The organism is Curtobacterium sp. MCLR17_031, from assembly GCF_003234775.2.
In the GTDB taxonomy this organism is placed as follows: Bacteria; Actinomycetota; Actinomycetes; order Actinomycetales; family Microbacteriaceae; genus Curtobacterium; species Curtobacterium flaccumfaciens.
Genome location: NZ_CP126270.1, coordinates 2,187,327 through 2,210,362 on the forward strand (window position 1 = coordinate 2,187,327; position 23,036 = coordinate 2,210,362).

The window sequence follows — 23,036 nt, forward strand, 5'->3', positions numbered from 1 at the left end:
GCACGCCGATCCCCCACAGCTCGACGTGTTCCCCCAGTTCGGGGGCCAGCTAGTGGCGCGGCAGCGTGTCCTCGAGGTCGCCGTCGTCCGGTGCGGCATCGACCTGCAGCACCACCACGGTGACGTTGTCACGACCGCCGGCCACGACGGCGTCGCCGACCAGGCGCTCTGCCAGGTCCTGCGCGCCCGGCTCACGTGCCGCGATCCGCGCGATCCCGGCGTCACCGAGCTCCTTGGTGAGCCCGTCGGAGCAGACGATGTAGCGGTCGCCGGCCCGCAGGGGCAGGGTCCACCAGTCCGGCGCCGGCGGTTCACCGAAGCCGACCGCACGCGTGATGACGTTGCTGTCCGGGTGCTGCTCGGCGTCCTCGGCACGCAGCAGGCCGGCGTCCACCATCTCCTGCACCACCGAGTGGTCGACGGTGACGCGCCGGAGCACACCGTCCTCGATGCGGTAGGTGCGGGAGTCGCCGACGTTGAACACGAGCGCCGCGGGCTGCCCGAGCGACGCCACGAGCGCGATCCCGGTGACGGTGGTGCCCGCGCCGATGGCGTTGCCGCCGGCTGCACGCTCGATGTCGGCTGTCGCGAGGAGCAGCGCACGCTGGATGCCCTGACGCGTGGTGAACGGTTCGGCCGTCACCTGCTCGAGCCGACGCACGACCGCGTCGCTGGCACGGTCGCCCGCGAGGTGCCCGCCCATGCCGTCGGCGACGACGAAGAACGGCGCGCCCACGATGTAGCTGTCCTCGTTGTGGTCACGCCGCCGACCGACGTCGGTCGCAGCTCCCCACGAGAGTGTCAGGGTGGCGCCGTCGGCACCGGGGACGTCGATGGCGTGCGCAGTGGCTGCTCGGCCGAGTTCGGTCACGTGTCAGGATCGCTCTCTGGTGGGTCGGGGCGTGCCGTGTGCTGTCTGATCGGAGGGCCACGGGGGAACCGGAGGCAGCCCCTCTGCCGTCGGTGCGACCCGGAGGTACGGCGAGAGGACCTCGATGGCGTTGCCGTCACCGATCTCGACTACCGTACCCGTCAGCGCGACGATCGACGCACCCGATGCCATGCGGTAGGCGGGTGCACCGGCCGGGCGGACGACGGTCCCGTTGGTGGACCGGAGGTCCTGCACGACGACGGCTTCGCCCTCGGCGTGCATCCGGACGTGCGACGACGACACCTGCCCGTACGCCGACCGCACGGTCACGAGTTCGGGCTGCGGGCCACGGGTGACCCGCGGCAGCGACGGCCGTCGGCCGATGACCACCGGGTGGTCGAGCCGGAAGGTGCGGTCGCCGATGCGGATCGAGGGCACGCGTGCCGTGGGCGCGGCGGGCACCGCCGGGACGGCCGGGAGGCCCGGGGCGGCACCCACGAACGGGCTCGCTCCGGCGCCGGGTCGCGCCGGCACCCGGACGACGGTGTCCTCCGGATCGACGTCGTCCACCGCCGCGGGTGGCTGGTCGGTTGCCCCGGGCGCGGGCCGGATGACCGTGTCGCCGAGGACCCCGTCGTCGGATGCGGGGACGGGGTCGGAGGCGGGGCCGGCTCCCGGGACGACGGGACCTGCGCCCCGGATGACGGTGTCGTCGACGGCGTCCGCCGTCCGGTCGCCCAACGGTCGTCGGGGTCGCCGGATGACGGTGTCCTCGATGTCGTCGTCGTACAACCGGAGCCCTCCCAGTGTGGTCTCCCCCACCGTAGACGATCCGGTCGACCCCACGTCATCGACGCTCCCACGACGGCCCGCTGCCCGCGACGACCGAGCGCAGGACGAGCCCCGCGAGCGGGTCGTCCGCGCGGGTCTCGAGGGCGTACCGGGCACGCGTCTCCGCCCGGGCCCAGGACCCGAGCGCCCACGCACACCAGGCGCCGAGCGACAGGGCGCCGGCAGCGCCCGACGATCCGTCGAACGGGCCGTCCTGCGCGCGCCACACACGCCACGCGTCGGCACACCGGTCACCGGCGAGCCGCATGCGGGCACGATCGGGAGCCGGGCCGAAACCGTGGAGCGCCGGTGGTGTCGGGTCCGCGAAGGGGTCGAACACCCGGATCGACCGGGGGTCCGGTGTGCCATGCGCCGCGATGAACGGCACCAGGGCCATCCGGGGCGCGAGTGCGCCGCACGCGGTCACCACGGCCGTCGCAGCCGACGTCGACAGGTCGGCGCGACCGGGCGCGACCAGCGCGGCCGCCGCAGCGGGGAGGGTGACCGCCGCGGCGATCTCGCGAGGGAAACGGACTGCGGAGCCGGGGCCGGACTGTGCCGTCAGAGGGATCATGCACGCCATCGAAACGTGCTGGGGGCCTCCAGGCAGGGTCGCCCCGGCCATCTGTGGACCGGAGCGACCCCGCTCACGCCTGTGGAGGACGAGCCGACCCGGCACCCGCTCAGGCGGCGACGGGCTCCAGGCTCTCGGCGACCAGGTCCCAGCCGCCCTCGTTGCGCTCGACGACCACGCCGTTCGCGGCCGCCCAACCGACCAGGTCGTCCATGGTGCCGATGCTCGCACCGGTGCGGGCGAGCAGCGCCACCAGGCGACCCTTCGCGGTCTTGTTCCAGTGGTTCAGCGCACGACGACGACCGGAGCCGTCGACGCTGACCACCCGTGGTGCCACCGCTCCGGGCACGGGACCGAGCTGCCGGTACCCCTCGGACCGCAGGTCGAGCACCAGGCCGTCCGCACGGGTCAGCAGGGAACGGGTCGACACCGCGGGCCAGAGCGCGGCCAGTCGGATCGACCCGAGCCGGGAGTCGTGCGAGAGCCGGTACGCCGGGATCGGGTCACCGGCACCGATGGGGCCGAACATCGCGGACTGCACGATCACGTGTTCCGCCCACCACGCGCGGATCGCAGCATCCGCGTCCTGCGCGCCCAACGGGTCGTAGAGGACCCCGGTGTACCGCTCGATCGCGGGCATGGTGCCCGAGGTGTCGAGCTCGAGGTTCCGGAGCCGCTCGGCGATCGACTTCGGACCGAGCTTGAGCGCCGTCCTGGCCGAGGACTCCTCGGAACTGACGAAGCGGGCCGCGGTGATCACCGCGGCCCGCTCATCGGCCAGTTCCGGGAACGAGAGTGCACGCAGATCGAGCGTGCGGCTCGTGTCCCCGCCCTCCCGCTTCGTCTCCGAAGGCGGGAGCAGGACGGTCAGTCCGGTCAGGACGCCAGCGCGGCCTGCCGCGCGACGATCGTCACCGTGTCGTGCTCGACCGACAGGAAGCCGTCTTCGGCGTCGACCGCGACGGTCGACCCGTCGGCCCGCGTGATGCGGACCTGACCCTGCGCCAGGATCGCGAGCATCGGCTCGTGTCCGGCGAGGATGCCGATCTGGCCCTCTGTCGTCCGTGCAACGACCATGGTGGTGTCGCCCGACCAGACCTCACGGTCCGCCGAGACGACGCTCACGCTGAGACCCGCCATGTCAGCGGTTCTCCTTCTGGATCTGAGCCCACTTCTCTTCCACGTCGTTGATGCCACCGACGTTGAAGAACGCCTGGGTCGCAACGTGGTCGAACTCGCCGTCGGCGATGGCGCGGAAGGACTCGATGGTGTCCTTGAGCGGCACCGTGGAGCCCTCGACACCCGTGAACTTCTTCGCCATGTAGGTGTTCTGCGAGAGGAACTGCTGGATACGACGAGCGCGCTCGACCGTGATCTTGTCCTCTTCGGAGAGCTCGTCGACACCGAGGATGGCGATGATCTCCTGCAGTTCCTTGTTCTTCTGGAGGATCTGCTTGACGCGCGTGGCCGTCTCGTAGTGGTCGGCACCCAGGTAGCGCGGGTCCATGATGCGCGACGTCGAGGCCAGCGGGTCGATCGCGGGGTACAGACCCTGCGATGCGATCTCACGGGAGAGCTCGGTCGTCGCGTCGAGGTGCGCGAACGTGGTGGCCGGAGCCGGGTCGGTGTAGTCGTCAGCCGGCACGTAGATCGCCTGCAGCGAGGTGATCGAGTGACCACGCGTCGAGGTGATGCGCTCCTGGAGCACACCCATCTCGTCGGCGAGGTTGGGCTGGTAGCCCACGGCGGACGGCATGCGGCCGAGCAGGGTCGAGACCTCGGAGCCGGCCTGCGTGAAGCGGAAGATGTTGTCGATGAAGAGGAGCACGTCCTGCTTCTGGACATCGCGGAAGTACTCCGCCATCGTCAGCGCCGACAGGGCCACGCGGAGACGCGTTCCCGGCGGCTCGTCCATCTGGCCGAACACGAGGGCCGTCTTGTCGAAGACACCCGCCTCTTCCATCTCACCGATGAGGTCGTTGCCCTCACGGGTACGCTCACCGACACCGGCGAACACCGACACACCGCCGTGGTCCTGCGCGACGCGCTGGATCATCTCCTGGATGAGGACGGTCTTGCCGACGCCCGCACCACCGAAGAGGCCGATCTTGCCACCCTGCACGTACGGGGTGAGGAGGTCGATGGACTTGATGCCGGTCTCGAACATCGAGGTCTTGGACTCGAGCTGGTCGAAGGCCGGGGCCTTGCGGTGGATCGGCCAGCGCTCGGTGATCTCGAGCTTCTCGTCCGTGTTGAGCACGTTCCCGAGGACGTCGAACACCTTGCCCTTGGTGACGTCGCCGACGGGGACCGAGATCGGAGCGCCCGAGTCACGGACCTCCTGGCCACGGACCAGGCCGTCGGTCGGCTTCAGGGAGATGGCACGGACGAGGTCGTCGCCGAGGTGCTGCGCGACCTCGAGGCCGATCTCCTGCGACGAGTCACCGATGGTGATGGTCGTGAACAGGAGGTTGTACATCTCCGGGATTGCGTCGTGGGGGAACTCGATGTCGACGACGGGGCCCGTGACACGGGCGATCCGGCCGACACCGGGCGCCGACGACGTCTCGACCGCGGTGGTTGCGGTGTCGGTCATGGCTGGTGCCTTCCTGAGGGTGGGTATCTGTCCGCGAACGACGCGGACTACTTCTTCTTCGACGAGAGGGCGTCGGCGCCGCCGACGATCTCGGAGATCTGCTGGGTGATCTCCGCCTGACGCGCGTTGTTCGCGAGTCGGGTGAAGTCACGGATCAGCGAGTCGGCGTTGTCGCTGGCCGCCTTCATCGCCTTCTGACGCGCGGCGTGCTCGGAAGCAGCCGACTGCAGCATGGCGTTGAAGATGCGGCTCTCGATGTAGACCGGGAGCAGCGAGTCGAGCACCGCATCGGCGTCCGGCTCGAACTCGTAGAGCGGCAGGGGCTCGTTGCCCTCGGGCTCGTCGATGCCCTCGACGACCTCGAGGGGCAGCAGGCGAACGACCTGAGGCTCCTGGGTCGCCAGGCTGATGAACCGGTTGAACACGATGTGGATCTCGTCCACGCCGCCGTCAGCGGTGTCCTGGAGGAACTTCGCCACGACGGCGTCGCCGATCTCCTTGGCCGTCGAGAACTCCGGCTGGTCGGTGTTCCCAACCCACTGCTGCTCGGACGGACGCTCACGGAACGCGAAGTACCCGACGGACTTGCGGCCGACCAGGTAGTAGACGACGTCCTTGCCCTCGCTGCGGAGCAGGGAGGCGAGCTCCTCGCCCTGCTTGAGGACGTTCGTGCTGAACGCGCCGTTCAGGCCGCGGTCCGAGGTGAAGAGCACGACGGCTGCACGGGTCGACGACTCCGGCTCGGTGGTCAGCACGTGGTCGACGTTCGAGAACGTCGCCACGGCCGACACCGCACGCGTGACGGCCCGCGAGTACGGACCGGACGCAGCCATGCGGGCCTGCGCCTTCTGGATCCGCGACGCCGAGATCAGCTCCATGGCGCGGGTGACCTTCTTCGTGGTCTTCGCCGACTTGATCCGCTGGCGGTAGACCCGGACCTGCGCTGCCATCTAGCGACGACCCTTGACGATCTGCTCCTGGTCGACGTCCTCGGCGTCAGCCGCGTCGAACTGCTCGGAGCCGAGGGTCTTGCCGTCGCTCGTCTGGAAGCTCTTCGTGAACTCGTCGATCTGCTTGTCCATCTCGGCGACGGTCTCGTCGCTGAGCTGGTTCGTCTCGCGCAGCGTCGTGAGGACGTCGGAGTTGCGACGCAGGTGGTCGAGCAGTTCGGACTCGAAGCGGAGCACGTCCGGCACCGGGACGGTGTCGAGCTTGCCGTTCGTGCCGGCCCAGATCGAGACGACCTGCTCCTCGACCGGGTACGGCGAGTACTGCGGCTGCTTGAGGAGCTCGGTCAGACGCGCACCGCGCTCCAGCTGACGACGCGACGCCTGGTCGAGGTCGGACGCGAACATCGCGAACGCCTCGAGCGAGCGGTACTGCGCCAGCTCGAGCTTCAGCGTGCCGGAGACCTTCTTGATCGACTTCACCTGGGCGTCACCACCGACGCGGGACACCGAGATGCCCACGTCGACGGCCGGACGCTGGTTCGCGTTGAAGAGGTCCGACTGCAGGAAGATCTGGCCGTCGGTGATGGAGATGACGTTGGTCGGGATGTACGCCGAGACGTCGTTCGCCTTGGTCTCGATGATCGGGAGACCCGTCATCGAACCGGCGCCGAGCTCGTCGGACAGCTTCGCGCAACGCTCCAGCAGACGGGAGTGCAGGTAGAAGACGTCACCCGGGTAGGCCTCGCGGCCCGGCGGACGACGCAGGAGGAGCGACACCGCACGGTAGGCCTCGGCCTGCTTCGACAGGTCATCGAAGATGATGAGGACGTGCTTGCCCTGGTACATCCAGTGCTGGCCGATGGCCGAACCGGTGTACGGGGCGAGGTACTTGAAGCCGGCCGGGTCGGAGGCCGGAGCGGCGACGATGGTGGTGTACTCCATCGCACCGGCGTCCTCGAGCGCACCCTTGACGGAGGCGATCGTGGAGCCCTTCTGACCGATGGCGACGTAGATGCAGCGAACCTGCTTCTCCTCGTCGCCGGACTCCCAGTTGGCCTTCTGGTTGATGATCGTGTCGATCGCGATGGCCGTCTTGCCGGTCTGGCGGTCGCCGATGATCAGCTGACGCTGACCACGGCCGACGGGGATCATCGCGTCGATGGCCTTGATGCCGGTCTGCAGCGGCTGGTGGACCGACTTGCGGGCCATGACGCCGGGAGCCTGGAGCTCGAGGGCACGACGGCCCTCTGCGGCGATCTCGCCGAGACCGTCGATCGGGGCGCCGAGCGGGTCGACGACGCGACCGAGGAAGGCGTCGCCGACGGGGGCGGAGAGGACCTCACCCGTGCGGGTGACCTCCATGCCCTCCTCGATGCCGCCGAACTCGCCGAGCACGATGGCGCCGATCTCGTCTTCGTCGAGGTTCTGCGCCAGGCCGAGCGTGCCGTCCGCGAAGCGGATGAGCTCGTTCGCCATGACGCCGGGGAGACCCTCGACGTGGGCGATGCCGTCACCGGCGTCGGTGACGTGCCCGACCTCGGCCGTGGAGGCCTTCGTCGGCTCGTAGTTCGAGACGAAGTCCTTCAGGGCATCACGGATCTCATCGGGGCTGATGGTGATGTCTGCCATGGGATTTTCCTTGTGGTTTTCCGGGGCCCTTCGGCTCCGAGAGGGTGACGCTGCCGGACTCGGCAGTTCCCGTTGTGGACTTGGGGAGGAGCGGCTTCGACCGTACGCCTAGCCGGCGAGCTGGAGCCGGAGCTCCGAGAGTCGCGTGGACACGGTGCCGTCGATGACGTCGCCGCCGATCTGCACCCGGACCCCGCCGACGACCGTGGGGTCGACGACCTGGTTGATGCTGATGTCCTTGCCGTACCGCTCGGACAGACCGCGCGTGACGCGGGCCGACTGGGCGGGGGTCAGTGGCGTCGCCGTGACGACGGTCGCGACGAGCTTGCCGGCCTGCTCGGCCACGATGCGCGAGGCGTCGCGGACGATCTCACCGATGCGGCGGCCGCGGGGCTGCTGCACCAGGGCCGACACGATCGTGATCGTCTGCTCCGAGGCCTTGGCACCGAGGAGCCGCTCGACGAGCGCGCCCTTCTGCTCGGGGCTGCCGAGCTTGGTGCCGAGCGCCAGCTCGAGGCCGGCGTCCGAGCGGACGGCGGTCTCGAAGGCGAACAGCTCCGACTCGATCGACGAGTCCGGACCCGCGGTGGCGGCGACGGCGCGGATGCCCGCGTCCTCGATGCCCGCGAGCAGGTCCTGCTGCGAGGACCAGCGCGAGCCGGCCACCGCGGTCAGGACCGCACGCGTCGCGTCCGACTGTCCGGCGAAGACGCGGTCGATGAGGACCTTCTTGCCGGCCGCGTCGGCCGTGGGGTCGGACAGCAGCCCGAGCAGCTGCGGCGCACCGGCGATCGCACGCCCGGAGGCGAGGATCTCGGCACCCGCGGCCAGGCCGGCGCTCGGACCGAGGTCCGACAGCACCGCCCTGGTGGACGCGAGTGCTTCTCTGGTAGCGCTTCGCATGCTCAGTGCTCCCCCGTCTTCGTGGCCTGCGAGGCCTCGAGGTCGGCGAGGAAGCGGTCGACCACTGCGGTCGACTTGGCGTCGTCCTTGAGGGACTCACCGATCACACCGGACGCGAGGTCCAGCGCGAGGGTGCCGACCTCGGACCGGAGTGCCTGGACGGCGCTCTGGCGCTCGGCCTCGATCTGCGCCTGGGCGTTGGCCGTGATGCGTGCTGCATCGGCGGCCGCCTGCTCGCGGACCTCGTTGCCGATCGCCGTGGCGTCGGCACGGGCCTGCTCGCGGATGCGCGAAGCCTCGGCACGTGCATCGGCGAGCTGCTTGTTGTACTCGTCGAGCGCAGCAGCGGCCTGCTCCTGAGCGGCCTCGGCCTTCTTGATGCCGCCCTCGATGGCCTCGGTGCGCTCATCGAGCATCTTCGTGATGCGCGGCGTGACGACACGCCACATCACCAGGAAGATGATGACGAAGGCGAGCGCCGACCACACGATGTCGTACACCGGCGGGATCAGCGGATTGTGCGCTTCCTCCGCCGCGATGATGAGTGCGTTCTGCATCGAGGAACCTTAGTTGGTGAAGATGAAGTACGTGGCGATACCGATGAAGGCCAGGGCCTCGGTGAAGGCGATACCGATGTACATGAGGGTCGTCAGGCGGCCCTGGAGCTCGGGCTGGCGAGCGACGGACTCGATCGTCTTACCGACGACGATGCCGACACCGATGGCCGGGCCGATCGCTGCGAGGCCGTAGCCAACCGTCGCGATGTTGCCGTTGATCTCCGCGAGAACGGTCGTTGCGTCCACGTGTTTTCCTTTCGAGGTGCGGGTCCGACGGTCGCCGGTCCCGTAGGGGGTCAGTGAGGAATCAGTGCTCGTCAGCCAGCGCCAGCTGGATGTAGACGGCGGTGAGGAGCATGAAGACGTAGGCCTGCAGCAGCGCGACGAGGACCTCGAAGAAGCTGAACGCGATGCCGAACGCGATGGTCCCGACGCCGAAGGCCTTGAAGCCGAGCGAAGCGTCGAAGAAGAAGAACTGCGTGGCCGAGAAGAACAGCACGAGGAGCAGGTGCCCCACGACCATGTTCATCAGGAGTCGCAGCGTCAGGGTGACCGGACGGAGCACGAAGGTGGAGACGAGCTCGATCGGCGTCACGATGATGTACAGCGGCCACGGCACCCCGGGCGGGAAGAGCGAGTTCTTGAGGAACGTTCCCGGGTGCTTGCGGAGACCGGCGTAGATGAACGCGAGGTACGCGACGATCGCGAGGATCATCGGCATCGCGATGCGGCTCGTGCCGGCGAGGTTCATGCCCGGGATCAGACCGGTCAGGTTCATGAACAGCACGCCGAAGAAGATCGTCGCCAGGAGCGGCAGGAAGCGCTTGCCGTCCTTCTCTCCGAGGTTGTCGAAGGTGTTGCGACGGACGACGTCGAACGCGTACTCGATGAACGCCTGACCGCGGTTCGGCACCAGCTTCAGTGCACGGGTACCCACGAACGCGAACACCAGGAGCACGGCGACGGCGAAGAAACGGATGAGGACGAGCCGATCGATCTCGAACGGCGTCCCGGCGAAGAAGATCGCATCCGGGAAGAACTCGTTGATCGACGGACCATGGAACTCGGCGGCCTTGCTGCTCCCCGCCGCGACGGTGTCAACCGCAGCGGAGAGGGACAGGGGAAGAGCGTGGGATAGCAGCGCTGTCTCCTGTGTCGGCGCGCGCACATCATGGCACGCGATGGTGGACGTTGTGGAGGCTCGTCCGCCCCGAGCGAAAGGCTCCGGTAGCGGACTTCGAGAAGCCTATCAGGTGCGAGAGGCTTCCCGGCTTCTCAGACGCGGGGGGTCGGGTTCCCAGCGTCCGCGGAGTCGTCGAGGCCGTCGCCCGGCAGCCGGACGCCGATCGGGGTGCGGGCCTTCGCGACGGCGACGACGTCGATCACCAGGGAGCCGACGACCCCCGCGATGATCACGATCGCCAGCACCGGGAAGTCGACCCAGTCGCGGTCCTTGAGCAGGACCAGCAGCACGATGAAGACGATGAACTTGAGCAGCCAGGTGCCCATCACGATGCCGAAGAAGGCACCGGAGATCATCTGGCCCTTCGAGACGCGCAGCGCGACGAGGACACTGACCGCGGTGAGCCCGAGGAACACGACGCTCAGCACGGCGCCGAGCAGTCCCCCGACCAACCCCGGGCCGTCCGCGACGAGGAACCCGATGAGCCCGCCGACCACCGCGAGGGCGACGGCGAGGACCGCACCCCAGGTGATGATGCGGCGGAACACCGGCCGGACGTGGTCGAGCGCGTTCGGTGCGGTCACGTGATATCTCCAGGGATCGTGCGGTCGTTGGCGGCCCGGTCGAGCGGGTCGAGGCTGGCGTCCACCACGGCGGCGGAACGGTTGGCGGTCTGGGCGGCGATCTCGGTGCGTTTCCGGCCGAGCGGCGCGAACGTCGCGACGGCGCAGACGGTGAAGCCGACGGACACGAAGACGACGACCCAGTACCAGTCCACGAAGAGGAACAGCAGGCACCCGAAGGCGACGGTCGCGGTCCACGCGTAGAAGATCAGCACCGCGTGGAAGTGCGAGTGCCCCATGTCGAGCAGGCGGTGGTGCAGGTGCTTCCGGTCCGCCGAGAACGGCGACTTGCCCGCGCTGAGCCGTCGGGTGACCGCGAGACCGAAGTCCAGGATCGGGACGATCAGGATCGCGAACGGCAGCAGGATCGGGATGAACGCCGGCAGCAGCGCCTGGCGTGTCTGCACCGCGGCCGGGTCGATGTTGCCCGTGACCGAGACCGCGCTCGTGGCCATCAGGAACCCGACGAGCAGCGCGCCGGCGTCGCCCATGAAGAGCTTGGCGGGGTGCCAGTTCAGGATGAGGAAGCCGAAGCAGGCCCCGACGAGCACCGCGGTGAGCAGCGACGGCAGGTTGAAGAAGAACTCGGTCTGCACGACCACGCGGTTGATGAAGAACGTGTAGAGGAAGAACACCCCACCGGCGATGATCGCGACGCCGGCCACCAGGCCGTCGAGGCCGTCGATGAAGTTCACCGCGTTCATCACGAGCACCACCGCCAGCACGGTGAAGATCAGGCTCATGTACGACGAGCCGACGCCCAGCGTGTTGCCGATGGGCAAGGAGACGATCGCGACGCCCTGCCAGGCGAGGATGCCCGCCGCGATGATCTGCCCGGCGAGCTTCGTCATCCAGTCGAGGTCCCAGATGTCGTCCGCGACACCGAGGACCACGATGATGGTCGCTCCCCCGAGCACCGCGAGCACGCGACCCGGTTCGGAGAACACGAGCCGGAAGTAGTCGGTCCCCGCTATCGACGGGAACAGGAACCAGGCCGCGAGCAACGAGACGATGACGCCGATGTACATCGCGATGCCACCGAGCCGCGGCGTCGGGGTGCGGTGCACGTCCCGCTCGCGGACCTGCGGGTACCACTTGTACTTCAGCCCGAGCTTCCAGACGATCACGCTCATCACGAAGCTCACGACCGCGGCGATGGCCCCCGCGAGCAGGTAGTACTTCATGTGACGAGGTCGGCTCCGACGACCCGGATGATCTCCTCGTCGGGGATCACCCCGTGCCGGACGATGCGGAGCTTCCCGCCGTCCGACAGCCCGGTGGCGTCGACGATCGTCGAGCCGGTGCTGGCCTCGAAGCCGTCGTGCACCTCGACGGGTCCGCCGTCCAGGTAGATCGCGACACTGTCACCGAGCATCCGCTCGGCGGCGTCGACGTCCATCGCGGCCGGGTCACCCGTGGAGTTCGCGGACGAGACCGCGAGGGGCCCGACCTCCTGCAGCAGCTCGAGGGCGATCCGCGAGTCCGGCATCCGCAGCGCGACCGTGCCGCGCGTCTCTCCGAGGTCCCAGTCGAGCGACGGCTGTGCGTGCAGGATGACGGTCAACCCGCCCGGCCAGAACTCCGCCACCAGGTCGCGCACCGGCTGCGGGACCTCGCTGGCGAGGGCGTCGAGCGTGGGTGGACCGGGGATGAGCACGGGCGGCGGCGACTGCCGCGTGCGGCCCTTCGCGTCGAGCAGCCGCTGCACGGCCGTCGCGCTGAAGGCGTCCGCGGCGAGGCCGTAGACGGTGTCGGTGGGGACCACGACGAGCTCTCCGCGTCCGAGGGCGGCACGTGCGAGCCGCATCCCGGTCAGGAGCCCGTCGGAGTCGGTGCAGTCGTATCGGGATGCCATGACTCGACGATGATAGTGCGACACAATGGTGGACATCGTGAACGAGACGCCCGCACCCCCGCTCCTGTTCCTCTTCGACATGGACGACGTCCTGGTCCGGTACGACTGGCAGGTGCGCATGGCCGCACTCTCCGAGTTCACCGGACACGAGTTCCAGGAGCTCCGTCGCCGCTGGTGGGACTGCGGTCACGAGATGCGTGCCGAGGCCGGTGGGTTCGCCGACGGCGACGAGTACCTCGCCGCGTTCGAGCGCGCGATGGAGTGCGACGTCCCCGAGGCCGACTGGGCCCGGATCCGCGGATCCGCCATGACCGAGCTGCCCGAGCGCATCGAGGCGGTCCGGATCGCGAGCGAGCACGGGCGTGTCGGGCTGCTCACCAACAACGGTCCGCTCGCCGGTCGCTGGATCCACGAGTGGGCGCCGTCCCTGCCCGAGGTCTTCGGCGAGCACCTGGACACGTCGAGCAACTTCGGCGCCCGGAAGCCCGAGCCCGAGGTCTTCCAGCGCGCGATCGCCCACCACGGCGTCCCCGCGGAGCACACCTTCTTCGCGGACGACATGCCCGAGAACATCGCGGGTGCGCGGAGCGTCGGCATCCACGCGGTCCTGGTCGAGCACGACACCGACCTGCGGGAGCACGTCCGCGCCTTCGTCGCGGCGCAGCAGCGCGAGGCCTCCCCCGTCGCGTAGCCCGCCACGCCCGTTCCTTCCCATCGCGGGCGCGCTGGAAAGCAAGAACGGGCATACCTGGTCGTTCCGGACGACCCGGTACGCCCGATCCCACCAGGTACGCCCGGATCCACCCGGCACACGCACGCACTGCCGAGCGACGGGAGGCCCGCCCCACGCCCGCCACGCCCGTTCCTTCCCATCGCGGTCGCGCTGGAAAGCAAGAACGGGCACACCTGGTCATCCCGAACGACCCGGTACACCCGATCCCACCCGGTACGCCCGGATCCCGGCACACGCACGCACGGCCGAGCGACGGGAGGCCCGGCTCGGCTCCGGCTAGCGCGTCGCGGTGGTCGTGCGGTCGCGCCCCGTCAGGTCGACGTGCGTCTCCGGGGTACGGAACCCCCGGCGCGCCAGGACCTGCCGGACGCCGGCGCCCTGCGGCTCGGCGTGCTCGACGACCAGGACTCCCCCGGGCACCAGCAACCGCCAGGCCGTCTCGGCGAGAGCCCGGACGGCGTCGAGGCCGTCGGGCCCGCCGTAGAGGGCCATCGCCGGGTCGTGGTCGCGGACCTCGGGGTCGATCGGGATCGCGTCGTCCGGCACGTACGGCGGGTTCGACACGACGACGGACACGGTGCCGTCGAGTTCCGGCAGCGCGTCGGCGAGGTCGCCCTCGACGAGCCGGACCGTCCCGCCGTGGGCGTCGACGTTCCGCCGGGTCCAGGGCAGGGCCTCGGCTGACCGCTCGACGGCGTAGACCACGGCGTTCGGCACCTCGGTGTCCATCGCGATCGCGATCGCACCGCTGCCGGAGCCCAGGTCCACGGCGATCGGCTCGGGCACCGCGGTCGCCCGCAGCGCGTCGATGCCGAACTGCACGACGCCCTCGGTCTCCGGACGGGGCACGAACACGCCCGGTCCGACGGCCAGGGTGAGCGCGCGGAAGTACGCCTGCCCGGTGATGTGCTGCAGCGGCTCACGGGTGGCACGGCGGGCGACGGCGTGCCGGAAGCGCTCGACGTGCTCCGGCGCGATGCCGCCACCGATGAGCGCACGGGCCTGGACGGCACCGCGCGAGGTGTCGGTCGCCCACGCGAGCAGCAGCTCGGCGTCGACCCGGGGCGTCGGCACGCCGACGGCGACGAGCGCCGCGGTCGCCTGCTCGAGCAGGCGATCCGCGGCGTACGTGAGGGGCGTGTCGGCGGTGATGCGGGCCTCCAGGCTGGGGGTGCGCTTACGCGTCCTGGTCGCCGATGGCGGCCAGACGTGCCTCTTCGTCCGCCTGGATGGCGGACTGGATGACGGGCTCGAGGGCACCGTTCATCACACGGTCGAGGTCGTACGCCTTGTAGCCGGTGCGGTGGTCCGCGATCCGGTTCTCCGGGAAGTTGTACGTGCGGATGCGCTCCGAACGGTCCATCCCGCGGATCTGCGACTTGCGCGCGTCCGAGGCGATCGCGTCGAGCTCCTCCTGCTGACGCGCGAGGATGCGTGCGCGGAGCACGCGCATGCCGGCCTCGCGGTTCTGCAGCTGCGACTTCTCGTTCTGCATCGCCACCGTGATGCCCGTGGGCAGGTGGGTGATGCGGACCGCGGAGTCCGTCGTGTTGACGGACTGCCCGCCGGGGCCGGAGGACCGGTAGACGTCGATCTTGAGGTCGTTCTGGTTGATCTGGACCTCTTCGGGCTCGTCCACCTCGGGGAACACCAGCACGCCGGTGGTCGAGGTGTGGATGCGCCCCTGCGACTCGGTCTGCGGCACACGCTGGACGCGGTGCACACCGCCCTCGTACTTCAGGTGCGCCCAGACGCCCTGGGACGGATCGGTCGTGTTCGACTTGATCGCGACCTGGACGTCCTTGTAGCCACCCAGGTCGGACTCGGTGCGCTCGAGGAGCTCGACCTTCCAGCCCTTGGTCTCGGCGTAGTGCGAGTACATGCGCAGGAGGTCGGCCGCGAACAGGGCCGATTCCTCGCCGCCCTCGCCGCCCTTGATCTCCATGATGACGTCACGGCCGTCGTCGGGGTCGCGCGGGATGAGCAGCCGGCGGAGACGCTCCTGGCGCTCCGACAGCTGCTCCTCGAGCCCGGGGACCTCGTCCGCGAACGCTGCGTCTTCACGCGCGAGTTCCTGGGCGGCGGCGAGGTCGTCCCCCGCCGCCTGCCAGGCCTCGTACGCGGACTTGATCTGGTTGAGCTCGGCGTACCGCCGGTTCACCTTCTTCGCCCGGGCCGCATCGGCGTGGAGCGCGGGGTCCGACAGCTGCTGTGTCAGGTCCTCGTGTTCCGCCAGCAGCCCCGCTACCGACTCGAACACGCGTTACTCCTGGTGGCCGTTGTGGTGGGCGCCGGTCGAGGGGACCGACTTCTGCACCTGCACCAGGAACTCGACGTTCGACTGCGTCTCCTTGAGGTTCCGCAGCACGATCTCGAGGGCCTGCTGCGGGTCGAGCCCGGCGAGGGCCCGGCGCAGACGCCAGGTGATCTTGACCTCGTCGGCGGAGAGCAGCTGCTCCTCGCGACGGGTACCCGAAGCGTTCACGTCGACGGCGGGGAAGATCCGCTTGTCGGCGAGGTGACGGTTCAGGCGGAGCTCCATGTTGCCGGTGCCCTTGAACTCCTCGAAGATGACCTCGTCCATCTTGGAGCCGGTCTCGACGAGCGCGGTCGCGAGGATGGTCAGCGAGCCGCCGTCCTCGATGTTGCGCGCGGCACCGAAGAAGCGCTTCGGCGGGTACAGCGCCGCCGAGTCGACGCCACCGGAGAGCACGCGGCCCGACGGCGGGGTCGACAGGTTGTACGCACGGCCCAGGCGGGTGATCGAGTCGAGCAGCAGCACGACGTCGTGGCCCAGCTCCACCAGGCGCTTCGCACGCTCGATGGCGAGCTCAGCGACGGTGGTGTGGTCCTCGGCGGGACGGTCGAAGGTCGAGGCGATGACCTCGCCCTTCACCGTGCGCTGCATGTCGGTGACCTCTTCGGGCCGCTCGTCGACGAGGACGACCATCAGGTGCGCCTCGGGGTTGTTCTTGGCGACGGCGTTCGCGATGGCCTGCAGCACGACGGTCTTGCCGGCCTTCGGCGGGGACACGATGAGACCGCGCTGGCCCTTGCCGATCGGTGACACGAGGTCGATGATGCGGGTCGACAGCTTGCCCGGCTCCGTCTCGAGGCGCAGGCGCTCGTTCGGGTACAGCGGGGTGAGGTCGTTGAAGTCGACACGGGCCGCGGCCTCGTCGGCGGACTGGCCGTTGATCGACTCGACGGCCACGAGCGCGTTGTACTTCTGGCGGCTCTGCTGCTCGCCGTCACGCGGCTGCTTGATCGAACCGACGACGGCGTCGCCCTTGCGCAGGTGGTACTTCTTCACCTGGCCGAGGGAGACGTAGACGTCGCTCGGGCCCGGCAGGTACCCGGTGGTGCGGACGAAGGCGTAGTTGTCGAGGACGTCGAGGATGCCCGCGATCGGGATCAGGACGTCGTCCTCGGTGACCTCGGGCTCGAAGTCGTCGTTCTGGCCGCCACGGCCGCGCTTGCGGTCGCGCTGGCGACGGCTGCGGCCGCTCTCGGCCTCGTCGGCGTGCTGTTGCTGCTGCTGCTTCTGCTGGCCGCTGGTCTGCTGCTTCTGCTGACCGGCGTTCTGCTGCTGCTTCTGGTCGGCCTTGTCGTCCTGCTTGGCCTCGGCCTGCTTCGGCTGGTCGTTCTGCTTCTGGCCGCCGTTCTGCTGGCCGTTCTGCTGGTCGGCACCGTTCTGCTTCTGCTGGCCGCCGTTCTGGCCGCCGTTCTGCTGGTCGGTGCCGTTCTGCTGCTCGCCGTTCTCGGCGTTCTGCCCACGGCCGCGACCGCGACCACGGCTGCGACGACCGCGACGCGAGCCACCCTCGCCCTGCTCGGAGTTCTGGTCGCCCTGGTCGTTCTGGTCGCCGGACTCGTTCTGGTCCTGGTCGGCCTGGACGGCGGACGTCGGAGCCTGCTGGCCCTGCTGGCCCGCCTGGCTCGGCTGCTCGGCCTCGGCGGGTGCCGACGCCTGCTGGCCCTGGTCGGCGGCGCGCTGCTCGGCGCCACGCTGCTCGGTGCCACGCTGCTCGGTGTTCCGCTGGCCACGGCCACGGCGCTGGGAGCCGGACTGCGCGGCTTCCTGGGCGTCCTTCTCGGCGCGGACCTGGTCGAGCCCGGCGAGGAGGTCCTCGGTGCCGGTCTGGCCGTGGTTGGTGTGCTCGGCGGCCGAGGTCGGCGCGGCGTTCACGGTGCCACCGGACGATGCGCGGCGCGAACGACGGGCACGGCTCGGGGCTGCCGACTCGGCGGGGGCCTCGGGGTCGGCGACGGGTGCCTCGGCAGCGGGCTGCGCGGGGGTCTCGGCGGGCTCCGGCAGGGTCGGCTGCTCGGTGGCGGCCGGCTCGGCGGGGGTCTCGGCGACGATGGCGGCGGCCGGGGCGGCCGGGGCGGCCGGCGTCTCGTCGACGGGACGCTTGTCCTCGATGGAGGCGATCAGGTCGCCCTTGCGGAGCTTGGAGAGCCCGGTGATGCCGAGCGAGGAGGCGATGCGCTGGAGTTCCGGGAGACGGAGGGCACGCAGGTCGCTGGGGATCTCCACCTGGGCGGAGTTGTTGTCGGTCAAGGTCGGTGTTTCCTTTCGAACCGCAGAACGCGGAGAGTTTCCACCGTCCCGGATGCAGGGTGAGCATCGACCGCCGTTCAGACGACGGATCGGGATTCGGTGATCAGAAAGAGATGCACACTCGCGCACCGGACCCTGCGACGACGCAGGAGCTGTCCTGAGGACGAGCGATCCGTACGGTTACGCGGGTTCGGCTTCGAGCGCCGAGTGCGCTGCCACTGTAGCACCACCGAGATCGACGGCCAGCATGAGCGGCCGCCAGTCGGATTCGGCGTGTCGCTGCACCAGTTCGGCTGCGGTCAGGCGCTGTGCCGGGTCGCTGCCGAGGACGAGCAGGCTCGGCCCGGCGCCGGAGACCACCGCGGCGAGGCCGTGCTGCCGGAGCAAGCGGATCAGGGCGTCGGTCTCGGGCATGGCGCTGGCGCGGTACGCCTGGTGCAGACGGTCCTCGGTCGCGGCGAGCAGCAGCTCGGGGCTCTGGATGAGCGCCGCGACGAGCAGCGCCGAGCGGGAGACGTTGAACGCGGCGTCGGCGTGCGGGACCTGCTCGGGCTGCAGGGAGCGCGCGAGCTTCGTCGACAGCGTCGAGGTCGGCACGAACACCACCGGGGCGACACCGCGGTGCACCAGGAGCCGCTTGTACGCAGGGCCCTCGGCGGTCATCCACGCGATCGTCAGGCCGCCGAAGAGCGCCGGCGCGACGTTGTCCGGGTGGCCCTCCATCTCGGTGGCCAGGGTCAGGAGCGTCGAGGCGTCGAGGTCGACGATGCCCTCGAGGAGCCCCCGGGCCGCCATCAGCCCGGCGACGATCGCCGCGGCGGAGGAACCGAGACCGCGGCCGTGCGGGATCGCGTTCGTGGCGTGCAGCTCGAGACCGGGCTGGTCGACACCGGCGTGCTCCAGGCCCCGGCGGACCGCACGGACGACGAGGTTCGTGTCGTCGGTGGCGACCTCGCCGGCACCGACGCCCTCGACCGTGACGGTCGCGCCGGGTTCGGAGCGGACCCGCACCACGACCTCGTCGTAGAGCGAGAGCGCGAGGCCGAGCGAGTCGAAGCCCGGGCCGAGGTTCGCCGACGTGGCCGGCACCCGGACGCGGACCGCCGATCCGGTCGGCAGCGCACGGACCGCCCGTCCGGCCGGTACAGCACTGCGGGCGGTCATGCCCTCACCCGGTCCGGACGAGCGGTCGGAGATCACTGCTCGCTGACCAGACCGAGCACGTCGGCGATCGACTTCGTGTCGACCGGCACGCTCGTCGGGGTGACCTCGCCGCCGTCCGGCGTGCGGAGGGCCCACTGCGGGTCCTTCAGGCCGTGGCCCGTGACCGTGATGACGACCTTCGCGCCCTTCGGCACGACACCGGCGTCGGCACGCTCGAGGAGCCCGGCGACACCGATGGCCGATGCGGGCTCGACGAAGACGCCGACCTCGGCCGACAGGATGCGGTGTGCCGCGAGGATGGCCTCGTCGGTGATGGCACCGAAGTAGCCGTCGGTCTCCTCCCGCGCCTCGAGCGCGAACTGCCACGAGGCCGGGTTGCCGATGCGGATCGCCGACGCGATGGTGTCGGGGTGCCGGACGACCTCGCCGTGCACGATCGGGGCGGAACCGGCGGCCTGGAACCCGAACATGCGGGGCAGCTTGGTGCTGCGGCCGGCGGCGACGTCCTCGCGGTAGCCGCGCGAGTACGCGGTGTAGTTGCCCGCGTTGCCGACGGGCAGGAAGTGGAAGTCCGGTGCGTCACCGAGGACGTCGACGACCTCGAACGCGGCGGTCTTCTGCCCCTCGATGCGGTCGTTGTTGACGGAGTTGACGAGGTGCACCGGGTAGTTCGCCGCCAGGTCGCGGGCGATGTCGAGGCAGTCGTCGAAGTTGCCCTGCACCTGCAGCAGCTGGGCGTCGTGGGCGACGGCCTGGCTGAGCTTGCCCATGGCGATCTTGCCCTCGGGCACGAGCACCGCGGCGGTGATGCCGGCGTGCGTGGCGTACGCGGCGGCCGAGGCGCTGGTGTTGCCGGTCGAGGCGCAGATGACGGCCTTCGCGCCGTGCTCGACGGCCTTCGAGATCGCCATCGTCATGCCGCGGTCCTTGAACGAACCCGTCGGGTTCATGCCCTCGAACTTCACGTAGACCTCGGCGCCGGTGCGCTCGGAGAGCCGACGAGCCGGGATGAGCGGCGTGCCGCCCTCACCGAGCGTGACGATGGGCGTCGCCTCGGTCACGTCGAGTCGGTCGGCGTACTCGCGCAGGACTCCCTGCCACTGGTGGGCCATCAGGCTTCTCTCTCTGTCCGGTGGGGTGGATCTGGTGGTGGTGCGGCTGGGTGGGCCGGCTGGTCGGCCTGGAGGCCCGTGGTCGCGTCAGCGACCGACGACGCGCAGGACGCTGGTGACGTCCAGGACGACGTCCTCGCCGCGGAGGGCGACGACGGTGTCGGCCAGGTCGGCCTCGCGCGCCAGGTGGGTGCCGATGACGAGCGTCGCGGTCCCCTCGGCTGCGCCGGTGGTGGTCTGTTCGACCGTCTCGACGCTGACGCCGTGCTTCGCGAGCACGCCGGCGACCGTCGACAGCACGCCGGGGGCGTCCGTGACGTGCAGGGTGATCTGGTAGCTCGTGCGGACCGTGCCGATCGGGAACACCGGCAGCTCGGACTGCGTCGACTCGGCGACCCCCGGGCCGCCGATGACGTGCCGACGGGCCGCGGAGACCAGGTCGCCGAGGACCGCCGAGGCCGTCTCGACGCCACCGGCACCCGCGCCGTAGAACATCAGGTCGCCGGCGGCCTCGGCCTCGACGAACACGGCGTTCTTCGCACCGTGCACGCTCGCGAGCGGGTGCGACTCGGGCACGAGGGCCGGGTAGACGCGGGCGCTGACGCCCTCGCGGCCGTCCTCGTCGGTGAGCCGCTCGGCGGTCGCCAGTATCTTCACGACGTAGCCGGCCTTGCGGGCGGCGCGGACCTGGTCGATCGTGACGTGGGTGATGCCCTCACGGTGCACGGCGGCGAGCGGCACCGAGGTGTGGAACGCAAGCGAGGCCAGGATCGCTGCCTTCTGCGCGGCGTCGTAGCCCTCGACGTCGGCGGTCGGGTCGGCCTCGGCGTAGCCCAGCTCCGTCGCGGTGGCCAGGGCATCCTCGAACGTGGAGCCCTTGCGGTCCATCAGGTCGAGGATGAAGTTCGTGGTGCCGTTGACGATGCCCATGATCCGGACGATGCGGTCACCGGCGAGCGAGTCGTGCAGCGGGCGGATGATCGGGATCGCCCCGGCCACGGCGGCCTCGTAGTAAAGCTGCGCGCCGACCTGCTCGGCCGCGGCGAAGAGCTCCGGGCCGTGGGTCGCGAGCAGCGCCTTGTTGCCGGTGACGACGTCCGCGCCCGACTGCAGGGCCTGGAGCACGAGGGTGCGTGCCGGCTCGATGCCACCGATGAGCTCGACGACGATGTCCGCGCCGAGGATGAGCGATGCCGCGTCCGTGGTGAAGAGCTCCGCCGGCAGGTCGACGTCGCGCTGGGCGTCCACGTCGCGCACGGCGATCCCGACCAGCTCCAGCCCGGCACCGGCGCGCGAGGCCAGCTCGTCGCCGTGCTCGAGGAGCAGTCGCGCGACCTGGGAACCGACCGAGCCGGCCCCGAGCAGCGCGACACGGACGTTGCGGTATTCGATCATCTGGTAGCGGTTCCTGTCGGTGGGGGTGCGCCCTGCGGGGTGGGCGGACCCGGTCGGGTCGGGGGTCAGCGGCCGGTGCCGTCGGCGGGCACGGCGGCGACCCCGGTGTCACGGGCGAGGAGGTCGTCGATCGTCTCGCCCCGCACGAGGATACGGGCTGTGCCGTCCGCGACGGCGACGACCGGCGGGCGGCCCACGTGGTTGTAGTTGCTCGACAGCGCCCAGCAGTAGGCCCCGGTGGCCGCGACGGCGAGCAGGTCACCGCGCTGCACGTCGCCGGGCAGGTACTCGTCGTTCACCACGACGTCGCCGCTCTCGCAGTGCTTGCCGACGACGCGGCTCAGCACCGCGGGGGTGTCCGAGGTGCGGACGAGCCGGGCCGTGTAGTCGGCGCCGTACAGGGCGGGACGGATGTTGTCGCTCATCCCGCCGTCGACCGAGACGTACGTACGGGTCGCGCTGCCGCCGTCGTCGGTCTCGAGCGTGACGGGCTTGATCGTGCCGACGCGGTACAGCGTCACCCCGGGCGGGCCGATGATGTAGCGGCCCGGCTCGACGGCGATGTCCGGCACCGGGATGCCGCGCTCGGCGCAGGCCTCGCCGATGATCGTGGCCAGCGCCTCGGCGACGTCCTCGGGGGCGAAGGCCGAGTCGGCCTCGGTGTAGTCGATGCCCCAGCCGCCGCCGAGGTTCAGCTCGGGCACCGGCCCGGAGGCCACGAGCGTCGCGTGCACGTCCATGAGGCGACGTGCGGCCTCGCGGAAGCCGGCGTCGTCGAAGATCTGCGAACCGATGTGCGAGTGCAGCCCGACGAAGGCGAGCGAGGGCTCGGCGCGGACGGCTGCCGCGGCCTCGACGGCCTCGGACAGCGGGATGCCGAACTTCTGGTCCTCGCGGGCGGTCGCCAGGTACTCGTGGGTGGACGCGTGCACACCGGTGTTGATCCGGATGCGCACACGCTGCACGACCCCGGCGTCGGCGGCGGCACGGGCGACGCGCTGCACCTCTTCGTGGCTGTCGAGCACGACCGTGCCGATGCCGACCTCGACCGCGCGGGCGATCTCGGCGTCGGACTTGTCGTTGCCGTGGAAGCCGAGTCGGCCGGGGTCGATGCCTCCGGCCAGGGCGACGGCGAGCTCACCGGCGGTGCAGACGTCGACGCGCAGGTCGGCCTCGGCCATCCACGCGACGACCTGCGTCGTCAGGAAGGCCTTGCCGGCGTAGTAGACGTGCGCGTGGCTGCCGATGCGCTCGAACGCCTCGGTGAACGCGTTGCGGACACGGACGGCACGGGACTGGACGTCCCGCTCGTCGACGACGTACAGGGGCGTGCCGAACTGCGCGACCAGGTCCGTCGCGCTGATGCCGCCGATCGCCAGGCTGCCGTCGTCGGTCCGCGTCGCGGACGCGGGCCAGATGCGGTCCACCAGTGCGGAGGCGTCCGTCGGGAACCGCAGCCGCGGCGGTGCAAGGGGGTTCTCGCTCACGGGACCCGA

At 70.3% G+C, this 23,036-nt stretch carries 23 protein-coding genes; 1 reads left to right on the top strand and 22 read right to left on the bottom strand.

Annotated elements, in window-relative coordinates; all coding sequences use genetic code 11:
* Positions 1–49: 49 nt before the first annotated feature.
* The 15 genes from DEI96_RS10375 to DEI96_RS10445 form a co-directional block, all read right to left on the bottom strand.
* Positions 50–871 carry a PP2C family protein-serine/threonine phosphatase gene (locus tag DEI96_RS10375; RefSeq protein WP_017885739.1) on the bottom strand — a complete coding sequence of 274 codons (822 nt, stop codon included), beginning with the start codon at positions 869–871 and terminating at the stop codon, positions 50–52.
* A 3-nt stretch (positions 872–874) separates the two neighbouring features.
* Positions 875–1,693 carry an FHA domain-containing protein gene (locus DEI96_RS10380; protein WP_146246952.1) on the bottom strand — a complete coding sequence of 273 codons (819 nt, stop codon included), beginning with the start codon at positions 1,691–1,693 and terminating at the stop codon, positions 875–877.
* Between the two features lie 25 nt (positions 1,694–1,718).
* A complete protein-coding gene (locus DEI96_RS10385) occupies positions 1,719–2,276 on the bottom strand; it encodes a hypothetical protein (protein ID WP_111024526.1) in 558 nt (185 codons plus the stop codon).
* Positions 2,277–2,385: 109 nt separating this feature from the next.
* The gene (locus DEI96_RS10390) at positions 2,386–3,156 is read right to left on the bottom strand and encodes a YaaA family protein (RefSeq protein ID WP_349814990.1); all 771 of its coding nucleotides are present in this window, start codon (positions 3,154–3,156) and stop codon (positions 2,386–2,388) included.
* Positions 3,153–3,416, bottom strand: coding sequence for a F0F1 ATP synthase subunit epsilon (locus tag DEI96_RS10395; protein WP_027465776.1), 264 nt, complete (start codon positions 3,414–3,416; stop codon positions 3,153–3,155). Before DEI96_RS10395 ends, DEI96_RS10390 begins: the two co-directional genes overlap by 4 nt.
* Before the next feature lies 1 nt (position 3,417).
* Positions 3,418–4,872: a F0F1 ATP synthase subunit beta gene (atpD, locus tag DEI96_RS10400; RefSeq protein ID WP_017885744.1), complete on the bottom strand. Its 1,455-nt coding sequence runs from the start codon at positions 4,870–4,872 to the stop codon at positions 3,418–3,420.
* Between the two features lie 47 nt (positions 4,873–4,919).
* Positions 4,920–5,822, bottom strand: coding sequence for a F0F1 ATP synthase subunit gamma (locus DEI96_RS10405; protein ID WP_027465777.1), 903 nt, complete (start codon positions 5,820–5,822; stop codon positions 4,920–4,922).
* The gene (gene atpA / locus DEI96_RS10410; RefSeq protein ID WP_027465778.1) at positions 5,823–7,451 is read right to left on the bottom strand and encodes a F0F1 ATP synthase subunit alpha; all 1,629 of its coding nucleotides are present in this window, start codon (positions 7,449–7,451) and stop codon (positions 5,823–5,825) included. It lies immediately after the preceding gene.
* A 108-nt stretch (positions 7,452–7,559) separates the two neighbouring features.
* Positions 7,560–8,354, bottom strand: coding sequence for a F0F1 ATP synthase subunit delta (locus DEI96_RS10415; protein ID WP_027465779.1), 795 nt, complete (start codon positions 8,352–8,354; stop codon positions 7,560–7,562).
* A gap of 2 nt (positions 8,355–8,356) precedes the next feature.
* Positions 8,357–8,911, bottom strand: a complete 555-nt coding sequence (locus DEI96_RS10420) for a F0F1 ATP synthase subunit B (RefSeq protein WP_110859012.1) — start codon at positions 8,909–8,911, stop codon at positions 8,357–8,359.
* Between the two features lie 9 nt (positions 8,912–8,920).
* Positions 8,921–9,157 (bottom strand): ATP synthase F0 subunit C, encoded by a 237-nt coding sequence (atpE, locus tag DEI96_RS10425; RefSeq protein ID WP_027465781.1) that lies wholly within the window; start codon positions 9,155–9,157, stop codon positions 8,921–8,923.
* A gap of 61 nt (positions 9,158–9,218) precedes the next feature.
* A complete protein-coding gene (gene atpB, locus DEI96_RS10430) occupies positions 9,219–10,079 on the bottom strand; it encodes a F0F1 ATP synthase subunit A (RefSeq protein WP_258372946.1) in 861 nt (286 codons plus the stop codon).
* Positions 10,080–10,186: 107 nt separating this feature from the next.
* Positions 10,187–10,678 (bottom strand): Cg1360 family ATP-synthase-associated protein, encoded by a 492-nt coding sequence (locus DEI96_RS10435; RefSeq protein ID WP_217499674.1) that lies wholly within the window; start codon positions 10,676–10,678, stop codon positions 10,187–10,189.
* Positions 10,675–11,901, bottom strand: a complete 1,227-nt coding sequence (locus tag DEI96_RS10440; RefSeq protein ID WP_111024528.1) for an MraY family glycosyltransferase — start codon at positions 11,899–11,901, stop codon at positions 10,675–10,677. Before DEI96_RS10440 ends, DEI96_RS10435 begins: the two co-directional genes overlap by 4 nt.
* Positions 11,898–12,572: an L-threonylcarbamoyladenylate synthase gene (locus tag DEI96_RS10445; protein WP_027465784.1), complete on the bottom strand. Its 675-nt coding sequence runs from the start codon at positions 12,570–12,572 to the stop codon at positions 11,898–11,900. The genes DEI96_RS10440 and DEI96_RS10445 overlap by 4 nt, the downstream gene beginning before the upstream one ends.
* Before the next feature lie 37 nt (positions 12,573–12,609).
* Between DEI96_RS10445 and DEI96_RS10450 the strand changes: the two genes are divergently transcribed.
* Positions 12,610–13,263 carry an HAD family hydrolase gene (locus DEI96_RS10450; protein WP_181440576.1) on the top strand — a complete coding sequence of 218 codons (654 nt, stop codon included), beginning with the start codon at positions 12,610–12,612 and terminating at the stop codon, positions 13,261–13,263.
* A gap of 318 nt (positions 13,264–13,581) precedes the next feature.
* Here DEI96_RS10450 and prmC read toward each other — a convergent pair whose 3' ends face one another.
* From prmC to lysA, 7 genes are all read right to left on the bottom strand, one after another.
* A complete protein-coding gene (gene prmC / locus DEI96_RS10455; RefSeq protein ID WP_372496395.1) occupies positions 13,582–14,379 on the bottom strand; it encodes a peptide chain release factor N(5)-glutamine methyltransferase in 798 nt (265 codons plus the stop codon).
* 103 nt (positions 14,380–14,482) lie between these two features.
* Positions 14,483–15,565: a peptide chain release factor 1 gene (prfA, locus tag DEI96_RS10460; protein WP_017885756.1), complete on the bottom strand. Its 1,083-nt coding sequence runs from the start codon at positions 15,563–15,565 to the stop codon at positions 14,483–14,485.
* Between the two features lie 3 nt (positions 15,566–15,568).
* Entirely contained in the window at positions 15,569–17,869 is a 2,301-nt protein-coding gene (gene rho, locus DEI96_RS10465) for a transcription termination factor Rho (RefSeq protein WP_111024530.1), read from the bottom strand.
* Between the two features lie 180 nt (positions 17,870–18,049).
* Entirely contained in the window at positions 18,050–19,033 is a 984-nt protein-coding gene (thrB, locus tag DEI96_RS10470) for a homoserine kinase (RefSeq protein WP_175330774.1), read from the bottom strand.
* Positions 19,034–19,065: 32 nt separating this feature from the next.
* Complete coding sequence (thrC, locus tag DEI96_RS10475; protein ID WP_071404606.1) at positions 19,066–20,145, bottom strand: threonine synthase; 1,080 nt, start codon at positions 20,143–20,145, stop codon at positions 19,066–19,068.
* Positions 20,146–20,232: 87 nt separating this feature from the next.
* Positions 20,233–21,540, bottom strand: coding sequence for a homoserine dehydrogenase (locus DEI96_RS10480; protein ID WP_027465790.1), 1,308 nt, complete (start codon positions 21,538–21,540; stop codon positions 20,233–20,235).
* Between the two features lie 65 nt (positions 21,541–21,605).
* A complete protein-coding gene (gene lysA / locus DEI96_RS10485; protein ID WP_111024531.1) occupies positions 21,606–23,027 on the bottom strand; it encodes a diaminopimelate decarboxylase in 1,422 nt (473 codons plus the stop codon).
* Between the last annotated feature and the right edge of the window lie 9 nt (positions 23,028–23,036).